The organism is Kineococcus anabasis (assembly GCF_054590795.1).
This window is the reverse complement of record NZ_BAAIHU010000005.1, coordinates 69,366-88,385: the sequence shown is the minus strand read 5'-3', so window position 1 is coordinate 88,385 and position 19,020 is coordinate 69,366. Positions and strand designations below refer to the sequence as shown.

The window sequence follows — 19,020 nt, the reverse complement described above, 5'->3', positions numbered from 1 at the left end:
GGGCGCTGCGCGTCGTCCTCGTCGGCGCCGGGGGCATGGGCAGGGCGTGGCTGCGCACGATCCTCGACGACCCCGGTGTGGAGCTGGTGGGCGTGGTGGACCTCGACCTGGACGTGGCGGCAGCCGCCGCCGCCGACGCCGGGGTGCCGGACGTGCCCCTGGGGCGCGACGCCGTCGACCTGGCGCGGGCCACCGGTGCGGAGGCGGTCGTCAACGTCACCGTCCCCGCCGCACACCACCCGGTGACCACGGCGGCCCTCGTCGCGGGGCTGCCCGTGCTGGGGGAGAAGCCGGTGGCCGACACGGTCGCCCGGGCCCTGTCGCTGGTGGCGGCCTCAGAGGTCACGGGGACGCTGTTCGCCGTCAGCCAGTCCCGCCGCTACAACGCGCACCTGTTCACCTTCCGGGAGCAGGTGCGGGCGCTGGGCAGGCCCGGCATCCTCTCGACGGAGTTCTTCAAGGCCCCGCGCTTCGGCGGTTTCCGCGAGGAGATGGCGCACCCCCTGCTCCTCGACATGGCGATCCACCCGTTCGACACGGCCCGCTTCCTGCTGGGCGCCGAGCCGGTGTCGGTGTACTGCGAGGAGTTCAACCCGGCCTGGAGCTGGTACGGCGGTGACGCCGCGGCCACCGCGGTGTTCGAGATGAGCGGTGGTGTCCGCTTCGTCTACACCGGCAGCTGGTGCAGCCCGGGCCTGGAGACCTCGTGGAACGGGTCGTGGCGGGTCAGCGCCGAGCGGGGCAGCGCCCTCTGGAACGGCGACGACGCCCCCGTGGCCGAGGGCGCGGCGGAGGTCGTGGCGGGAGGCGACCCGGGGCGCGAGATCGCCGGCTCGCTGGCCGAGTTCCGCACCGCCCTGCGCGGCGGCCCCGTCCCCATGGGGGAGGTGCACGCCAACGTCCTGAGCCTGGCCATGGTGGAGGCCGCCGTCGCCTCGGCGGCCACGGGGACGCGGGTGCGCATCGACGACGTCCTCGAGGCCGCGCACGCCGAGGCGCTGCGGCAGGAGGCGCGGCCCGAGGTGGCCGGGGTGCTGCGGTCGTGGACGTCGGTGCGCGCCGCGCTGGAGGTGGACGCGGCGCGCCCGTAGGGCTGGAGGCGGACGCGGCGCGCCCGTGGGGGAGGTGCCCTCGTGCTGCGGGGGCGGAGGGGGCAGACTTCCCCCGCGCGTGTCGGTACGCGCACCGAAAGTTTTCGAGGTGTCCGGCCCGGTGCCGAGCCGGACCGTTGAGGAGGAACCGTGACCGACCAGCAGCAGCCGCTGGGCGTGGCCCTCGTGGGGCACTCCTTCATGGGGGCGGTGCACTCGCACGCGTGGCGCACCGTCGACCACGTGGGCACCCCGGCGCTGCGCACGCGCCGCACCGTGCTGGTGGGCCGCGACGCCACCCGCACCGCCGCGGCCGCCGAGCAGTTCGGCTGGGAGGACGCCGCCACCGACTGGCGCGAGGTGCTCGGGCGGGACGACGTGCAGATCGTCGACATCTGCACCCCCGGCGACAGCCACGCCGAGATCGCGATCGCCGCCCTGCGCGCCGGCAAGCACGTCATCTGCGAGAAGCCGCTGGCCAAGACGGTCGAGGAGGCGGAGGAGATGACCGCCGCCGCCGAGGAGGCCGCCCGGCGCGGGGTGCGCAGCATGGTGGCCTTCAACTACCGCCGGGTCCCCGCCGTCGCGCTGGCCCGCGAGCTGGTCGCCGCCGGGCGCCTGGGGGACGTCCGCCACGTGCGGGCGGTGTACCTGCAGGACTGGATCGTCGACCCGGAGTTCCCCCTGACGTGGCGGCTGCAGAAGGACCTCGCGGGCGCCGGGGCGCTGGGGGACATCGGCTCCCACATCGTCGACGCCGCGCAGTTCGTCACCGGCCAGCGCATCGCCGGCGTCACCGGCGTGCTGGAGACGTTCGTGAAGCAGCGGCCGCTGGAGGCGCAGCGCACCGGGCAGCAGACCGGCCTGGCGGCGGCCGCGTCCACCGAGTACGGCGAGGTGACCGTGGACGACGCCGCGGCGTTCGTGGCCCGCGGCGACGGCGGCGCCCTCATGACGTTCGAGGCGACCCGGTTCGCGACCGGCCGCAAGAACGCCATGCGGCTGGAGGTGAACGGCTCGCGGGGCAGCGTCGCGTTCGACTTCGAGCAGATGAACGAGCTGTGGTTCCACGACGCGACCCTGCCCGACGCCGAGGGCGGGTTCCGGCGGATCCTGGCCACCGAGGCGACGCACCCGCACGTGGGCAACTGGTGGCCGCCCGGGCACGGCCTCGGCTACGACCACGCCTTCGTCCACGAGCTGCAGGACCTCCTCACCTCGATCGCGGCGGGCACCGACCCGACGCCGTCGTTCGCGGACGGGCTGCAGGTGCAGCGCGTCCTGGACGCGGTGGAGCGCAGCGCCGCGAACTCGTCCACGTACACGACCGTCTGAGAGAAGGGGACCTGATGCCGTACTCGACCGGAAGGCCCGTCACGCTGTTCACCGGCCAGTGGGCCGACCTGCCGTTCGAGGAGGTGTGCCGCCTCGCGTCGGAGTGGGGTTTCGACGGCCTGGAGATCGCCACCTGGGGCGACCACCTCGACGCCACCCGCGGCGCCCGCGACGCCGACTACATCGCGGGGAAGAAGGCGACGCTGGAGAAGTTCGGGCTGAAGGTGTGGACGATCTCCGCGCACCTGTCCGGCCAGGCCGTGTGCGACCTGATCGACGAGCGCCACCAGGGCATCCTGCCCGCGCACGTGTGGGGGGACGGGGAGGCCGAGGGCGTGCGGCAGCGCGCCGCGGAGTACGTCAAGGACGCCGCCCGCACCGCCGCCGCGCTCGGGGTGAAGACCGTCACCGGGTTCACCGGGTCCTCGATCTGGCACACGGTGGCGATGTTCCCGCCCGCCTCCGACGCCATGATCGCGCGCGGCTACCAGGACTTCGCCGACCGCTGGAACCCGATCCTCGACGTCTTCGACGAGGTGGGTGTCCGCTTCGCCCACGAGGTGCACCCGTCCGAGATCGCCTACGACTACTGGACGACGAAGCGTGCGCTGGAGGCGATCGGCCACCGGGAGGCGTTCGGGCTGAACTTCGACCCGAGCCACTTCGTGTGGCAGGACCTGGACACCGTCGGCTTCCTGCGGGACTTCGCCGACCGGATCTACCACGTGCACTGCAAGGACTCCAAGAAGCAGCTCGACGGCCGCGCCGGCCGGCTGGGCTCGCACCTGCCGTGGGCGGACTCCCGCCGCGGCTGGGACTTCGTCTCCGTCGGGCACGGCGACGTGGAGTGGGAGGCGATCTTCCGCCAGCTCAACGTCATCGGCTACGAGGGGCCGACGAGCGTGGAGTGGGAGGACGCCGGGATGGACCGCCTCAAGGGCGCCCCCGACGCGCTAGCGTTCGTGCGCCGCCTCGGCGAGCTGATCCAGCCGCCGGCCGCCGCGTTCGACGCGGCGTTCTCCAGCCAGGGCTGAGCGCCCGCACCACGGCGCACGAGACCCCGTCCCCCGCGCACCCGGGGGGCGGGGCCTCCCGTGTGCCCGGGGGCGGGGCCTCCCGTGTGCCCGGACTTCCTGCGGACGGGGCACGGCCGTCCGGGTGAGACGCCGGAAATCTTCCACCTCCAAGGCCCGTGCCCGCTAGCTTGGCGTCCGTGGCTGAGGTCCTCGACGACGGTATCGACCGGCTCCTGGTGCACCTGCTCGCGGAGGACGGGCGGGCGACGCTGACCACGCTCGCCGGCGCGGCGGGGTTGTCGGTGTCCGCGGTGCAGGCGCGGGTGCGCCGGCTGGAGGCCCGGGGGGTCATCCGGGGCTACTCCGCGGACGTGGACCCCGAGGCGCTGGGGCTGCCCCTGGCGGCGTTCGTGGCGATCACACCGCTGGACCCGGCGCAGCCGGACGACGCCCCGGAGCGCCTGACGGGGCTGCCGGCGATCGAGGGGTGCTACTCCGTGGCGGGGGAGGAGAGCTACCTGCTGCTGGTGCGGGTGGCCTCCCCGCGCGCCCTGGAGGAGCTGCTGGCGGCGATCCGCGCCACCGCGAACGTCCGCACCCGGACCACGGTGGTCCTGAGCACCGCGTTCGAGCGGCGCAGCGTCGCTTTCGCCAACGAGATTCCGCCTGTCGGCTGATCTAGCCGTATATATTCCGGTGCTCACCTTGTGGCGCCGGAAGTCTTCGTCCTACCCTGCCGTCATGACGCAGCTCGCCGCACCCGTCGCCGCCGCCACCCCCGACGACGCCGGCATCACCCCCGCCGAGGTGCACGAGGTCCTCGCCCGGCACCTGCTCGCCGACGGCTTCGAGTTCGTCCTCGACCTCGAGGCCTCCCGCGGCGCCACCCTCGTCGACGCCCGCGACGGCACCCGCTACCTGGACGTGTTCACGTTCTTCGCCTCCTCCGCCCTGGGCATGAACCACCCCGCCCTGGCCGCGGACCCCGGCTTCCGCGCGGAGCTGCTGCGCGCCGCGCTGAACAAGCCGAGCAACTCCGACGTCTACACCGTCGAGATGGCCCGCTTCGTCGCCACCTTCGAGCGCGTCCTGGGCGATGCGCACCTGCCGCACCTCTTCCTCGTCGAGGGCGGCGCGCTCGCCGTCGAGAACGCCCTCAAGATCGCCTTCGACTTCAAGTCCCGCTGGAACGAGGCCCACGGGATCGACCCCGCCCTCGGCACGAAGGTCCTGCACCTCGAGCACGCCTTCCACGGCCGCAGCGGCTACACGATGTCCCTGACCAACACCGACCCGGTGAAGGTCGCACGCTTCCCCAAGTTCGCCTGGCCGCGCATCCCCTCCCCGTACGTGCGCGCCGGCGCCGACGTGGCCGCGCTGGAGCGGGAGGCGCTCGACGCGGCGCGGGCCGCCTTCGCCGCCTCCCCGCACGACATCGCCTGCGCCGTCGTCGAGCCGATCCAGGGCGAGGGCGGCGACCACCACCTGCGCCCGGAGTTCCTGCGCGCCCTGCAGGAGCTGTGCCACGAGCACGACGCCCTGTTCGTCGTCGACGAGGTGCAGACCGGCTGCGGCCTCACCGGCACCGCCTGGGCCTACCAGCAGCTCGGCCTGACCCCCGACGTCGTCGCGTTCGGCAAGAAGACCCAGGTGTGCGGGGTGATGGCGGGCGGGCGCGTCGACGAGGTGCCCGACAACGTCTTCGCCGTGCCCTCCCGGCTGAACTCCACCTGGGGCGGCAACCTCACCGACATGGTCCGCGCCCGGCGCATCCTGGAGGTCGTCGAGCGCGACGGGCTCATCGCCCGCGCCGCCGCGCTCGGCGGGCACCTGCTCCACGCCCTCCACGCCCTCGCCGCCGACCACCCCGCCGTCACCGACGTCCGCGGCCGCGGCCTGATGTGCGCGCTCAGCCTGCCCGACACCGCGATCCGCGAGGAGGTGGTGCGGCGGATGCGCACCGACGAGCACGTCCTCCTCCTCGGCTGCGGCGGCCGCAGCGTGCGCTTCCGCCCCGCCCTCACCGTCTCCGCCGACGAGCTCGACGCCGCGGTCGCCGCCCTCGGCCGGGTCCTGACGGCCCTGGGGCGGTGAGCACCGTGCGGTTCCTGGCGCAGTGGGAGCTGCGGGCGGCGTTCGCCCGGTCCCTGTCCACCATGTACGGGCGGGAGGTGCCCGCCTACACCACCCTCGTCGACGTCGCGACGGAGGTGAACTCCGACGTGCTGACCCGCGAGGGCGCCGCCGCCGCCCGCCTCGGCAGCCCCGACCGGGTCACCGCCGAGCGGCACGGCGCCATCCGCGTCGGCACCCCCGCCGAGCTGCGGCAGGTGGGCCAGGTCTTCGCCGCCTTCGGCATGCACCCCGTCGGGTTCTACGACCTGCGCGACGCCACCACCAGCTCCGTGCCCGTCGTCTCCACCGCGTTCCGCCCCCTCGACGCCGACGAGCTGGCCCGCAACCCCTTCCGCGTCTTCACCTCCGTGCTCGTGACCGACGACCGGCGCTTCTTCGACGCCGACCTGCAGGGCAGGCTGGAGGCGTTCCTGGCCCGGCGCACCCTCTTCCCCCAGCGCCTGCTCACCCTCGCCGCCTGCGCCGAGGCCGCCGGCGGGCTGCCCGAGCCGGACGCGCAGGAACTCCTGCGCCTGGCCACCGCCGCGTTCGAGCTGTCCCCCGAGCCCGTCGACCGCGCCTGGTACGGCGAGCTGTCCCGCGTCTCCGCGGTCGCCGCCGACATCGGCGGCGTGGGCAGCACCCACGTGAACCACCTCACCCCCCGCGTCCTCGACATCGACGAGCTGTACCGGCGGATGTCCGCCCGCGGCATCGAGATGATCGACGAGATCCAGGGCCCGCCCCGCTGGGACGGCCCCGACGTGCTGCTGCGGCAGACGTCGTTCCGCGCCCTGTCGGAGGCGCGCCGCTTCCGCGAGCCCGACGGCACCGTCACCCCCGGCGCCCTGCGCGTGCGGTTCGGGGAGGTGGAGGCCCGCGGCATCGCGCTCACCGCCGCCGGCCGCGCCGCCTACGACGCGGCCGTCGCGCACGTGGACGACCTGCTAGCCGCCGGGGACCCGCGCCCCCGCGCCGACGTCGCCGCCGGGGTGTGGCCGCGGCACCTGCCGCGCACCGAGGCGGACCTGGACCGCCGTGGCCTCGGGGTGTTCACCTACCGGCCCGGGACCGGGGGGACGGGGGCTCCCGCCGGCACCGTGCACGACCTCGTCGACGCCGGGTTCGCCGTGCGCGAGCCCGTCGTCTACGAGGACTTCCTGCCGCGCTCCGCCGCCGGCATCTTCCAGTCCAACCTCGACGACTCCGGCTCCCGCGACGCCACCGCCACCGGCTCCGGCCGCGACGCCGCCTGGGTCGCGGACGTCCTCGGGCGCGACGTCGCCGACCCCGTCGCCCTCGGCGAGGCCCGGCGGGGGCGGTCGCTGCGGGACCTCGCGCAGCACCTGTCGCTGGACCCGGCGACCCTGGCCCCACCGAACACCGGCCCGCAGCAGATGCAGGAGACGCACGCATGACCACCACGAGCGAGAACCCCGCCCGCACGCGACCCGGTGCCGTCCCGCCCGCCGCCGAGCTGCGCGAGCTGGCCCTGCGCGCGCTGCGGGCCTGCGGGGTGCCCGGTGCCGCGCTGGAGCCCGGCGCCGGGGACACCCTGTCCGCCGTCACCCCGCTCAGCGGGCAGGAGCTCCTGCGCGTCGCCGCCGCCTCCCCCCGGGACGCCGGGACCGTGGTGGCCGCCGCGCACGAGGCGTTCCGCACCTGGCGCACCACCCCGGCGCCGGTGCGCGGCGGGCTCGTCAAGCGCCTCGGCCGGCTCCTGGAGGAGCACAGGGAACACCTCGCCGACCTCGTCACCCTGGAGGCGGGCAAGATCCGCTCCGAGGCGCTCGGCGAGGTGCAGGAGATGGTCGACGTCTGCGACTTCGCCGTCGGGCTCTCCCGCCAGCTCTACGGGCGCACCATGCCCTCCGAGCGCCCCGGGCACCGCCTCGCGGAGACCTGGCACCCCCTCGGCGTCGTCGGGGTGGTCTCGGCGTTCAACTTCCCCGTCGCGGTGTGGGCGTGGAACACCGCCGTCGCCCTCGTGTGCGGCGACGCGGTCGTGTGGAAACCGTCGGAGAAGACGCCGCTGACGGCGCTGGCCTGCACCGCCCTGCTGGAGCGCGCGATCGCGGAGTCCGGTGCGCCGCACGGGCTGCACGGCCTGCTGCTGGGGGGCCGGGAGGTGGGCGAGGCGCTGGTGGACTCCCCGCTGGTGCCGCTGGTCAGCGCCACCGGCTCCACCCGGATGGGCCGGGAGGTCGGCCCGCGCGTGGCGGCCCGGTTCGGGCGCAGCCTGCTGGAGCTCGGCGGCAACAACGCCGCCGTCGTCGCGCCGTCGGCGGACCTGGAGCTGGCCACCCGCGCGATCGTGTTCGCCGCCGCCGGGACCGCCGGGCAGCGCTGCACCACCCTGCGCCGCCTCGTCGTGCACTCCTCCGTGGTGGAGCCGCTGCTGGAGCGCCTCGTCGCCGCCTACGCCCGCCTGCCGATCGGCTCGCCGCTGGAGGCCGGGACCCTCGTCGGCCCGCTCGTCGACGCCGGCTCGGCCGAGCGGTTCGCCTCGGCGCTGGAGCGGGCCCGCGCCGACGGCGGGCAGGTCCTCGTGGGCGGGGGCCGGCGCGACGTGCCCGGTGCCGGGGGAGGGCACTACGTCGAGCCGGCGATCGTGCGGATGCCCGCGCAGACGGCCGTGGTGCGCGAGGAGACGTTCGCGCCGGTGCTGTACGTGCTGACGTACGAGGAGTTCGAGGAGGCCGTGGAGCTGCACAACGCCGTCCCGCAGGGGCTGTCCTCGGGCATCTTCACCTCCGACCAGCGCGAGGCGGAGCGCTTCTGCGCGGCCGACGGCTCCGACTGCGGCATCGTCAACGTCAACATCGGCACCTCCGGCGCGGAGATCGGCGGTGCGTTCGGCGGGGAGAAGGAGACCGGCGGCGGCCGGGAGTCCGGGTCGGACTCGTGGAAGGCGTACATGCGCCGCGCCACGAACACGGTCAACCACTCCGGGGAGCTGCTGCTGGCCCAGGACGTCACCTTCCTCTGACCCGGGGCGCGGGCCCGGGCAGGGTGCTGGCTGGTGCTGGCCCGGTGCACCACTGGGGCGGGGACGTTCTGCCGCGACACGCCCGCGTGTCGGGAGCGGAACGTCCCCNCCCCGGCGGGTGCACCCCGTGGGCGGGGACGTCGTGCCGTGACACGCCCGCGTGCCGCCCGCACAACGTCCCCGCCCCGTGCCCGCCCGCCCCGCCCGCCCCGGAACGCCCCGTGCCCGCCCGCCCCGTGCCCGGGGGAGCCGCCACGGCAGGATGTGCGCCCGTGACCGGCCAGCCCCCCGACCCCACGACCGCCCCCGTCCTCGTGCTCGGCGGCCGCAGCGAGATCGGCTGCGCCGTCGCCGTCCGGCTCGTGCGCGCCGGCGCCCGCACCGTGCTGCTCGCCGCCCGCCGCAGCGGCGGGCTGGACGCGCAGGAGGCGCAGCTGCGGGCCGTCGGCGCCGAGCACGTCGTGCGGCTGGAGTTCGACGCCGACGACGTCGCGCGGCACGAGGAGTTCCTCACCGGCGTCCTCGCCGAGCACGGCCCCCTCGGCACGGTCGTCGTCTCCTTCGGGATCCTCGGCGACCAGCGGCGCGCCGAGTCCGACGCCGCGCACGCCCTGGCCGTCGTGCACACCGACTACGTCGCGCACGTGAGCGTCCTGACCCACCTGGCCCGGCTGCTGCGGGCGCAGGGCGCCGGGCGGCTCGTGGTGTTCTCCTCCATCGCCGGGGCGCGGGTGCGGCGCGCGAACTACGTCTACGGCTCCGCCAAGGCCGGGCTCGACGGGTTCGCCGGTGGCCTCGCCGACGCCCTCGCCGGCTCCGGTGTGCACCTGCTGCTGGTGCGGCCCGGGTTCGTCGTCGGCCGGATGACCCGGGGCATGGACCCCGCGCCGTTCGCCACCACCCCCGACGCGGTGGCCGACGCCGTGGCCGAGGGGCTGCGCCGCCGCCGCGACGTGGTGTGGGTGCCCGGGGTGCTGCGCCTGGTGGCCGCCGCGATGCACGTGACGCCCCGCGCCGTCTGGCGCCGCACCCGCCGCTGAACCCGCCGCAGCCGGCACACCCCGCCGCGCCCGCCGCTCCCGCGCGCGGGCCGGCGGGCGCCGACCTACGGTGGCCGCGCCGGCCCGGACGGGAGCCGGCGCCGGCACCGGTGGGAGGACGTGCACGTGGACCTGGGCATCAGCGGACGCAGGGCGCTCGTGACGGGCGCGGACTCCGGCATCGGGCTGGCGACCGCCCGCGTGCTGCTGGCGGAGGGGGCGCGCGTCGCCGTCACCGACGTCGACGGCGAGGCGCTGCGGGCCGCCGCGGCGGAACTGCCCGGGGAGGTGGTGGCCGTGGCCGCCGACCTCACCGTGCCCGCCGACGTCGAGCGCCTGCACCGGGAGGTCACCGGGCGCCTCGGAGCCCCGGAGGTCCTGGTGCACGCCGCGGGCACCACGGGCGCGACCGGCCCGTTCCACGAGATCGACGACGAGGGCTGGCAGCGCACCCTGGACACCGACCTGATGTCCGCCGTGCGCGTCGTGCGGGCCTTCGTCGGGCCCATGCGCGCGGCAGGCTGGGGCCGCATCGTGCTGCTCGCCTCGGAGGACGCCGTGCAGCCCTACCCCGACGAGCTGCCGTACTGCGCCGCGAAGGCCGCGCTGCTCAACCTCGCCAAGGGCCTGTCGAAGAGCTACGGCGCCGAGGGCGTCCTCACCAACACCGTCTCGCCCGCGTTCATCGCCACCCCCATGACGGACGTGATGATGCGGGAGCGTGCCGAGGAGAACGGCACCGGGTTCGACGAGGCGGTGCGCAGTTTCCTGCGCGAGGAGCGCCCCGGCATGGCGCTGGGGCGCCGGGGCCGCCCGGAGGAGGTCGCCGACGTCATCGCGTTCCTGTGCTCGGAGCGGGCCTCGTTCGTCAACGGCGGTGACCACCGCGTCGACGCGGGGTCGGTCGCGACGATCTGACCGCGGGCCGGGAGCCTGGACGGGGAACCGGACAGGAAACCCGACCGCCGCTGCGGATACGGTGCAGCGTGGACGTCACACCCGGGACCGCCGCGCTGACCGAGCGCCTCGACCGCCTGCCCTTCACCCGCCGCCACGGCCGGCTCCTCACCGGCTCCGGGGTCGGCTGGGCGCTGGACGCGATGGACGTGGGGCTCATCTCCTTCGTCATGGCCGCCCTGGCGGTGCAGTGGGAGCTGTCGCAGGCGGAGCTGTCGTGGATCGGCTCGATCGGTTTCCTCGGCATGGCGATCGGCGCGACCCTCGGCGGGCTGCTGGCCGACCGGATCGGCCGCCGGCAGGTGTTCGCGCTGACGCTGCTGGTGTACGGGCTGGCGACGGGGGCGGCGGCGCTGTCGACGTCCGTGGCGGCGCTGCTGGTGTTCCGCTTCGTCATCGGCCTGGGCCTGGGGGCGGAACTGCCCGTGGCCTCCACGCTCGTCAGCGAGTTCGCGCCCGCGCGCATCCGGGGCCGGGTCGTCGTCGTGCTGGAGGCCTTCTGGGCGGTGGGCTGGATCCTCGCCGCGCTGATCGGCTACTTCGTCGTGGCCGCGGGCGAGGACGGCTGGCGCTGGGCGTTCGCCCTGGGGGCGGTGCCCGCCGTGTACGCCGTCGTGGTGCGCCGCGGGCTGCCGGAGTCGGTGCGCTTCCTCGTCTCGCGCGGGCGGCTGGCCGAGGCGGAGGCCACGGTCCGCGCCTTCGAGGAGTCCGCCGGGGAGCGGCCCGCGCCCGCGGTGCGGGAGAGCGGGCGGACCACCGCGCAGGAGGCCGCGCACGAGGCCCACCGCGAGAGCGGGCGGGCGGGGGAGGGGATCTTCGCCCCGGCGCTGCGCCGCAGGACGGCCGGGCTGTGGGCGGTGTGGTTCGCCATCAACTTCGCCTACTACGGCGCGTTCATCTGGATCCCCACCCTGCTGGTGCAGCAGGGTTTCGACCTCGTGCGGTCGTTCGGCTACACCCTCGTCATCACCCTCGCGCAGCTCCCCGGCTACGCGCTCGCCGCGTACCTGGTCGAGCGGTGGGGGCGGCGGCCCACCCTCGGGCTGTTCCTGCTGGGCTCGGCCGCGGGCGCCGTGCTGTTCGGGTCCGCGCAGTCGCCGACGGCGATCCTGGCCTCGGGGATGCTGCTGTCGTTCGCGAACCTGGGGGCGTGGGGCGCGCTGTACGCGGTGACGCCCGAGGTGTACCCCACGCCGGTGCGGGCGCGCGGTGCGGGTGCCGCGGCGGGCTTCGGCCGGATCGCCTCGATCCTCGCCCCGCTGTCCGTCCCGCCGCTGCTGACGGCCGGGGGCACCGCGCTGGTGTTCACGGTCCTCGCGGCGGCGTTCGTGGTGGGGGCCGCCGCGACACGGCTGCTGCCGGAGATGCGCGGCGCGACCCTGGAGGAGTCCGGGGTCGCGCCGCGGGGGTGAGACGGGGGACGGCTCAGAAGGGCCCGTACGCGGCCCGGTGCTTGCGGTAGCCGAGCCAGCCGAGGCCCACCATGCCGAGGGCCAGGACCAGGTGCAGCCAGTTGTCCCACACGTTGAGGCCGATGGGGTCCCGCTCGTCCAGCAGGACGTAGCCGACGCCGATGACGAACAGCGTCAGGTACCCCAGGCCGCCGATGACGAGGTACTTGTGGGCGGCGCTCGCCGTCGCGGAGCACGCGAGCCCGGTGAGCCCGTACAGCAGGTGCGCCGCGTTGTGCAGGTACGACACCTGGAACAGGCCCAGCAGCATCGCCCCGGTGTTGAACCCCAGGGGCGTGAGCTGGTCGTGGTGCGCGGTGATGCCGGGCACGAAGCCGAGCACGCCGACGACGAGGAAGACGACGCCCACGAGCCGGGCCCACGTGCGCAGCGGGCTGGGGCCGTGGGTCGTGGGGGCTGCGGCGACGGCAGAACGAGCATCCATGCTCCGACGGTACCCACTTCCCCCGGCGGCCACCCTCCTGCCCGTCCCCGGAGCCCGTCCCCGCAGCGGTGCCCGCCGCGCTCAGCCGCGCGGGACCTGCCGCTGGGGCAGGGTGAAGCGCACCGTCGTGCCCTCCCGGACGGCGGGGTCCACCCAGATGCGCCCGCCGTGGCGCTCGACGATGCGCTGGCACGTGGCGAGCCCGATGCCGTGCCCGGTGCGCCGGCCCGGCTCCACCATCGTGAACATGCCGAAGACGTCCTCGCGGTGCCCGGGCGGGATGCCGCGGCCGTTGTCCGCGACGGCGACCTCCCAGCCGTCCGCGGTGGGCTCGGCGGTGACGACCACCCGGCACGGCCGCTCCGGCGAGCGGTACTTCAGCGAGTTGCCGACGAGGTTCTGCAGGAGCTGGCGCAGCAGGGTGGCGTCGCCGTGCAGCACCGGCAGGTCGCCGGGGGCGCTGACGCGGGCACCGGCCTCCTTCACGGCGGCACGCAGGTCCAGCACGGCGTGGCCGAACACCTCCCGCAGGTCCACCGCCTCCCGGGCGCACGTCGCCCCGCCCGCCCGCGCGTAGGACAGCAGGGCGCCGATGAGGTCCTTCATGCGCCCCACCCCGGACAGGGCGGTGTCCAGCCACTCGACCGCCTGCTCGTCCAGGTCCCCGCCGTAGACGTCGCGGACCAGCTCTACGTAGCCGCTGACGACGCTGAGGGGGGAGGCGAGGTCGTGGCTGGCGACCGCGGCGAACTGCTCCAGGTCGCGGTTGGAGCGCTCCAGCTCGGTGGTGCGCCGGGCGAGCTGCGCGGAGGCGACCTGCATGGCGGCCAGGTGCTCGCGGTCGGCGGTCACGTCGGTCATGGCCGCCACCGCGCCCATCACGGCGCCGTCCTCGCCGTACAGGGCGCGGCCGGAGGCGACGACGGTGACGGCGGGCCGCCCGGCGGGGGCGAGGACCATCTCCGCGGCGCGCACGTGCTCCCCGCCCAGCGCCCGCTGCAGGGGGAGGCGCTCGCGCTTGAGCAGGGTGACGCCGTCGGGCTCGAAGAGGGCGTAGCGCTCGGCGTGCTCACCGGGGTCGGCGGTCGGGTCGGCGTCGAGGCCGTGCATGTCGCGGGCGGCCCGGTTGAACATGGTCAGGCGCCCGGAGGCGTCGGCGGCGACGACGCCCACGTCGATGGTGTCGAGGACGGCGTCGGTGAACTGCTGGCGCAGCTCCATCTCCTGCATCGTGATCTGCGCCAGGAGCCGCTGCTCCTCGGTCTCGGCCGCGAGCTGCTCGTTGTGCCGGGCCTGCCGGCGCCGCTCGAAGAGGCCGACGGCGACGAGGGCGAGGTCCTCCAGCCGGGCGACCTGCTCGGGGCTGAGCTCCCGGGGCGCGGTGTCGAAGACGCACAGGGTGCCGATCACGTGCCCGGCGGGCGTCAGGAGCGGGGCGGCGGCGTAGAAGCGGATCGCGGCGAGCTCACCGGTCACCCAGGGGTTGCCGGCGAAGTCGGCCTCGGCGGTGGCGTCGGGGACGTGCACGAAGCGGCCCGCGGCGAGGCGCACCGTGCACATCGAGTCCCGGCGTGGGGTCGTGCCGCCCTCGAACCCGACGGTGACCAGCTGGCACTGCCGGTCGGCGTCGAGGAGGTTCAGCGTGGCCGTGGGCACCCCGGCGACGGTCGCGGCGAGCCGGACGACCGCCTCGACCTCGGCGTCCGCGGGGGCGCCGAGGAGGCGGTACTCCTCCAGCGCGCGCACGCGCTGCCGCTCGGTGTCGTCCATCGCTCCCGTTCCCCGTGGCCCTCCCACGTCCCGGATCCATCGGCAGCGGCGGGCGCGACCTGAGCGGGGCGGTCCCGTGGACCGCGGCGGCGGCGGGGCGCGAGGGTGGGGGCATGAGCGACGACGCCACGCCCCCGGACGCCACGCCCCTGGGGGGTGGGCTGTTCCTGCGCGGTGCGCGCCCGGCGGACCTGGAGCAGATCGGAGCGCTGCTGACGGCGAGGGGGGAGCCCGGCGACGCGGTGGACCACCGCCTGGCCGTGCAGGACCCGGAGGCGGGCTGGGGGCTGTGCGCCGTCGTGGTCGACCGGGACGGGGGCGCGGAGCGGGTGGTGTCCACCGCGCTGCTGCTGGAGGAGAGCGTGCGGGTGGGCACCGTGACGCTGCCCGCCGGTCAGCTGGAGCTGGTGGCCACCGCGGAGTCCCACGAGGGCCGCGGCTGCGTGCGGGCGCTGGTGGACCGGCTGCACGCGCTGTCCCGGCGGCGCGGCCACCTGCTGCAGGTGATGATCGGGATCCCGTACTTCTACCGGCTGTTCGGCTACGGGTACGCCGTCGACGTCCCGCGCGCCCGGGCGCTGCGGCGGGTGCCGGGGCCGCCCACCGCTCCCGTGCCGCCGGCCGTGCAGGGCGCGGTGCTGCGCCGTGCGCAGGAGGCGGACCTGCCCGCCCTGGCGCGGCTGCAGGACGCCGCGCAGGCCGGCTACGACGTGGCGGTGCCGCACCCCGCGCCGCGCCGGCGGTGGCTGCTGGCGCACGGGGCGAGCACCACGTGGCTGCTGGAGCGCGCCGGGACGGCCCTCGCCACCGCCCGCACCCGGGGGCAGGACGCGGAGGAGGGCGAGGTGCTCGTCGCGGAGGCGGCGGCCGTGGACGCGCGGGCGGCGGAGGAGCTGCTGCGGGCCCTCGCCGCGCGGTTCCCGGGGCGGGCGCTGCGCGTCGTGCACCGCCCCGGGACGGTGACGGGGCGTGCCTGGGAGCCGCTGCTGGAGCCGGCGGACGACCTCGCCGAGCAGTACTACGCCCGCGTGGAGGACCCCGCGCCGGTGCTGGAGGCGCTGCGGCCGGTGCTGAGCGCGAGGCTGGTCGCGGCGGGGGTGGACCGGGCGGGGGGCGAGGTGGTCCTGTCGACGTACCGCGCCGGCTACCGCGCGGCCGTGACGGCGGACGGGCTGGGCCCGGTGCGGACCTGCGGGCGCATGCAGGCCCCGGGCGCGGCCGGTGGCGCCGGGGTGGCGCCCGACGAGCTGCCCGCCCTGCTCCTGGGCCCGCTGGGCGTGCACGGCCTGGCCCGCCGCCGGCCCGACGTGTACCCCGGGCCGGACGCGGAGCTGTTCGAGGCGCTGTTCCCGCCGCTGTCGGCGGACCTGCTGACGTACTACCTGCCCTGGTGACCCGCTCGCCCCGGTGGCCCGCCGGGGTCCTGCCGCTAGCCTGCGCGGCGCCGGGCGCGGCGACGCACCCGGCCCACCCCGCGGCGCGCCCCGTGGAACCGGCGGCACCGCGACGAGCGAGGAGACGCGACCCCCCATGGCACTGTTCGACCTCGGCCCGGAGGAGCTCCGGGCCTACCGCCCCGACGTGGCCGAACCGGAGGACTTCGACGAGTTCTGGGCGGGCACCCTCGCCGAGGCCCGCGGCCACGACCTCGGCCTGCGGCTGGAGCCGGTGGAGACCGGGCTGCGCCTGGTGGACGTGTACGACGTGACGTTCGCCGGGTACGCGGGCCAGCCGGTCAGGGCGTGGCTGACCCTGCCGCGGGGGGTGGAGGGGCCGCTGCCCGCGGTGGTCGGCTACAACGGCTACGGCGGCGGGCGGGGCCTGGCGCACGAGCACCTGGGCTGGGCCGCGGCGGGGTACGCGGAGCTGTTCGTGGACACCCGGGGGCAGGGCAGCACGTGGGGGACCGGGGGCGACACCCCGGACCCGGAGGGTTCCGGCCCCGCTCTGCCGGGTTCCATGACGCGGGGGATCCTGGACCCGCGCACGTACTACTACCGGCGCCTGTTCACCGACGCCGCCCGGGCGGTGGAGGCGGTGCGCGCCGTGCCGCAGGTCGACCCGTCCCGGGTGGCGGTGTGCGGGACGAGCCAGGGCGGCGGGATGGCCCTGGCGGTCGGCGGCCTGGTGCCGGACGTGGCGGCGGTGATGACGGACGTGCCGTTCCTGTGCCACTTCGAGCGGGCGGTGAACCTGACCGACTCCGACCCGTACGGGGAGGTCCGGCGGTACCTGGCGGTGCACCGCGACGCCGCGGCCGCGGCGTTCCGCACGCTGTCGTACGTGGACGGGGTGAACTTCGCCCGGCGCGCCCAGGCCCCGGCGTTGTTCTCGGTGGCGCTGATGGACGCGGTGTGCCCGCCGTCCACGGTGTACGCGGCGTACAACCACTACGGCAGCCGGGCGGCGTCGGCTCCCGCGAAGGCCATCGAGGTCTACCCGTTCAACGGCCACGAGGGCGGGATCGGCTACCAGTGGGCGAAGCAGATCGCCTGGCTCGGCAGCCTGCTCGGCGGCTGAGGGTGCGGGGACCGCCCGGGGTGTACCGGACCGGGCGGTCCGGTTGAACCGACCACCGTGACGCTCCCGTGGCGCTCCCGCGATGAGAGCGCTCTCGGCCGGAACGCCGCCGGAGCGGCCGCCACCGCGGGCTTCTCAACCGGTTAAGTCGGTGTCAGACTGCGGTTCTCCGCCGCGCCCGCAACGGTGCGGGAGCGGCGGGGACACCCCCCAGACGAGGCGGTCACCCCCACCGCCGGACGCCTCCGCGCCCGGCGACCGCGGGGCGTCCGGCCTCCCGACCCCCAGGAGTCCTTCAGTGCTGAAGCACCCCGCCGGAACCGCCGCACGCCGGTTCACGCGCCGCACGGTCGCCACCTTCGCCGCCGCGGCGGCCGCACTGGGCATCGGCCTCACCGTCGCCCCCACCGAGGACGCCCACGCCGTCCCCGGGGGTTTCAACGTCTCCGGCAGCCGCATCGTGGACGGCAACGGCAACACCTTCGTCATGCGCGGCGCCAACCACGGCCACGCCTGGTACACCGGCCAGACGCGCGTCTGGGCCGACCTGAAGGCCGCGGGCGCCAACACCATCCGCGTCGTGCTCACCGGCGGCCGCTACGGCTACTCCGCGGCGAGCGACGTCACCGCCGTCATCAACCGCTGCAAGCAGCACAAGCTCGTGTGCGTCCTGGAGAACCACGACACCACCGGCTACGGCGACCAGAGCGGCGCGTACACCCTGGACCAGGCCGCGAACTACTGGGTCGGGGTGAAGGCCGCCCTGCAGGGCCAGGAGCGCTACGCCATCGTCAACATCGGCAACGAGCCGCTGGGCAACAACCGCGCCTCGGAGTGGACCTCCGCGACGACCAGCGCGATCCGCAAGCTGCGCAGCGCCGGCATCCGCAACCAGATCGTGGTGGACGCCCCGAACTGGGGCCAGGACCACCAGGGCATCATGCGCGACAACGCCGCCAGCGTCCTCGGCGCCGACCCGGACCGGAACGTCGTGTTCTCCGTGCACATGTACGGCGTCTACGGGTCCGGCACCACGGTCCGCAACTACATCGACTCCTTCACCGGCCGCGGCCTGCCGCTGATCATCGGCGAGTTCGGCCACGACCACTCCGACGGCCAGGTCGACGAGAACACCATCATGAGCCACGCGCAGTACCGCGGGGTGGGCTGGCTGGCCTGGTCCTGGAGCGGCAACGGCGGCGGGGTGGAGTACCTCGACATGGTCAACGGGTTCAACCCCTCCAGCCGCACCTGGTGGGGCAACCGCGTCATCACGGGCACCAACGGCCTGTCCTCCACGTCCCGGCAGGCCTCGATCTACTGACCTGCCGCACCAGGCGCCGCCGCACCGCCCGACCCGGTGGTGCGGCGGCGCCGCCACGCGTGGTCCCGGCCAGCGGGTGCAGGTCGCCGTCGGCCGGTTTAGCGTGCGCCGCATGACGGATGTCCCCACCCTCGCCCTCAACGACGGCACCTCGGTCCCCCAGGTCGGCCTCGGCGTGTTCCAGGTCCCGCCGGAGCGGACCGCGGAGAATGTCCGCACCGCGCTGGAGGCCGGCTACCGGCTCATCGACACCGCCCAGGGCTACGGCAACGAGGAGGGCGTCGGGGAGGCCCTCGCCACCTCCGGCGTCCCGCGCGAGGAGGTGTACGTCACGACGAAGCTGACGAACTCCGAGCACGGGCGCGACAGCACGCTGCGCGCCTTCGACGAGAGCATGCGCAAGCTGCGCCTGGAGGTCCTGGACCTCTTCCTGATCCACTGGCCGCTGCCGATGTTCGACCGGTACGTGGAGACGTGGAAGGCGTTCGAGGAGCTGCGGGCCTCCGGGCGCGTGCGCTCCATCGGCGTGTCCAACTTCACCGTCGCCCACCTGGAGCGGCTGGCCGCCGAGACCGGCACGGTCCCCGCGGTCAACCAGGTCGAGCTGCACCCGTGGCTCCCGCAGGAGGAGCTGCGCGCCTACCACGCCGCGCACGGCATCGTGACCGAGGCGTGGAGCCCGATCGGGCAGGGCAGGGGACTGCTGGAGGAGCCGGTGGTCGCCGAGCTGGCGGGCGCCAAGGGCCGCTCGCCGGCGCAGGTGGTGCTGCGCTGGCACGTCCAGCTGGGCAACGTGGTCATCCCGAAGTCCCTGACGCCCTCGCGCATCGCGGAGAACATCGACGTCTTCGGCTTCTCGCTGGACGAGGACGACATGGCGCGTCTGGCGACGCTGGCGACCGGGCGGCGCCTCGGGCCGGACCCGGAGACCTTCGACCGGCGCTGACCCCGCCGGGTGGGGGCGCCG

At 75.5% G+C, this 19,020-nt stretch carries 16 protein-coding genes; 14 read left to right on the top strand and 2 right to left on the bottom strand.

The window, feature by feature from the left end; all coding sequences use genetic code 11:
- Positions 1–35: 35 nt before the first annotated feature.
- From ACYQBY_RS08570 to ACYQBY_RS08525, 10 genes are all read left to right on the top strand, one after another.
- Positions 36–1,091, top strand: coding sequence for a Gfo/Idh/MocA family protein (locus ACYQBY_RS08570; protein WP_459643478.1), 1,056 nt, complete (start codon positions 36–38; stop codon positions 1,089–1,091).
- Between the two features lie 150 nt (positions 1,092–1,241).
- Complete coding sequence (locus ACYQBY_RS08565) at positions 1,242–2,426, top strand: Gfo/Idh/MocA family protein (protein WP_459643437.1); 1,185 nt, start codon at positions 1,242–1,244, stop codon at positions 2,424–2,426.
- A gap of 14 nt (positions 2,427–2,440) precedes the next feature.
- Positions 2,441–3,460 (top strand): sugar phosphate isomerase/epimerase family protein, encoded by a 1,020-nt coding sequence (locus tag ACYQBY_RS08560; RefSeq protein ID WP_459643436.1) that lies wholly within the window; start codon positions 2,441–2,443, stop codon positions 3,458–3,460.
- Positions 3,461–3,639: 179 nt separating this feature from the next.
- The gene (locus tag ACYQBY_RS08555; protein WP_459643435.1) at positions 3,640–4,119 is read left to right on the top strand and encodes an Lrp/AsnC family transcriptional regulator; all 480 of its coding nucleotides are present in this window, start codon (positions 3,640–3,642) and stop codon (positions 4,117–4,119) included.
- A 115-nt stretch (positions 4,120–4,234) separates the two neighbouring features.
- The gene (lat, locus tag ACYQBY_RS08550) at positions 4,235–5,536 is read left to right on the top strand and encodes an L-lysine 6-transaminase (RefSeq protein WP_459643477.1); all 1,302 of its coding nucleotides are present in this window, start codon (positions 4,235–4,237) and stop codon (positions 5,534–5,536) included.
- Positions 5,533–6,975, top strand: a complete 1,443-nt coding sequence (gene hglS / locus ACYQBY_RS08545; RefSeq protein WP_459643434.1) for a 2-oxoadipate dioxygenase/decarboxylase — start codon at positions 5,533–5,535, stop codon at positions 6,973–6,975. Before lat ends, hglS begins: the two co-directional genes overlap by 4 nt.
- Positions 6,972–8,546, top strand: coding sequence for an L-piperidine-6-carboxylate dehydrogenase (gene amaB / locus ACYQBY_RS08540; RefSeq protein WP_459643433.1), 1,575 nt, complete (start codon positions 6,972–6,974; stop codon positions 8,544–8,546). The genes hglS and amaB overlap by 4 nt, the downstream gene beginning before the upstream one ends.
- A 272-nt stretch (positions 8,547–8,818) precedes the next feature.
- Positions 8,819–9,586, top strand: coding sequence for an SDR family NAD(P)-dependent oxidoreductase (locus tag ACYQBY_RS08535; protein ID WP_459643432.1), 768 nt, complete (start codon positions 8,819–8,821; stop codon positions 9,584–9,586).
- 126 nt (positions 9,587–9,712) lie between these two features.
- Entirely contained in the window at positions 9,713–10,504 is a 792-nt protein-coding gene (locus ACYQBY_RS08530) for an SDR family NAD(P)-dependent oxidoreductase (RefSeq protein ID WP_459643431.1), read from the top strand.
- Between the two features lie 68 nt (positions 10,505–10,572).
- Positions 10,573–11,955: an MFS transporter gene (locus ACYQBY_RS08525; protein WP_459643430.1), complete on the top strand. Its 1,383-nt coding sequence runs from the start codon at positions 10,573–10,575 to the stop codon at positions 11,953–11,955.
- A gap of 13 nt (positions 11,956–11,968) precedes the next feature.
- On the opposite strand, the gene ACYQBY_RS08520 is transcribed toward ACYQBY_RS08525, so the two are convergent.
- Positions 11,969–12,439: a DUF4383 domain-containing protein gene (locus ACYQBY_RS08520; RefSeq protein ID WP_459643429.1), complete on the bottom strand. Its 471-nt coding sequence runs from the start codon at positions 12,437–12,439 to the stop codon at positions 11,969–11,971.
- An 81-nt stretch (positions 12,440–12,520) separates the two neighbouring features.
- On the bottom strand, positions 12,521–14,209 hold the full coding sequence (locus tag ACYQBY_RS08515; protein WP_459643428.1) for a GAF domain-containing sensor histidine kinase: 1,689 nt from the start codon (positions 14,207–14,209) through the stop codon (positions 12,521–12,523).
- A gap of 113 nt (positions 14,210–14,322) precedes the next feature.
- On the opposite strand from ACYQBY_RS08515, the gene ACYQBY_RS08510 reads away from it, so the two are divergent.
- From ACYQBY_RS08510 to ACYQBY_RS08495, 4 genes are all read left to right on the top strand, one after another.
- Positions 14,323–15,603, top strand: coding sequence for a GNAT family N-acetyltransferase (locus ACYQBY_RS08510; protein ID WP_459643427.1), 1,281 nt, complete (start codon positions 14,323–14,325; stop codon positions 15,601–15,603).
- A 136-nt stretch (positions 15,604–15,739) separates the two neighbouring features.
- Complete coding sequence (locus ACYQBY_RS08505; protein WP_459643426.1) at positions 15,740–16,729, top strand: acetylxylan esterase; 990 nt, start codon at positions 15,740–15,742, stop codon at positions 16,727–16,729.
- A 298-nt stretch (positions 16,730–17,027) separates the two neighbouring features.
- Positions 17,028–18,053, top strand: coding sequence for a glycoside hydrolase family 5 protein (locus ACYQBY_RS08500; RefSeq protein WP_459643425.1), 1,026 nt, complete (start codon positions 17,028–17,030; stop codon positions 18,051–18,053).
- Positions 18,054–18,165: 112 nt separating this feature from the next.
- Positions 18,166–18,999, top strand: a complete 834-nt coding sequence (locus tag ACYQBY_RS08495; RefSeq protein ID WP_459643424.1) for an aldo/keto reductase — start codon at positions 18,166–18,168, stop codon at positions 18,997–18,999.
- The last annotated feature ends 21 nt before the right edge of the window (positions 19,000–19,020 follow it).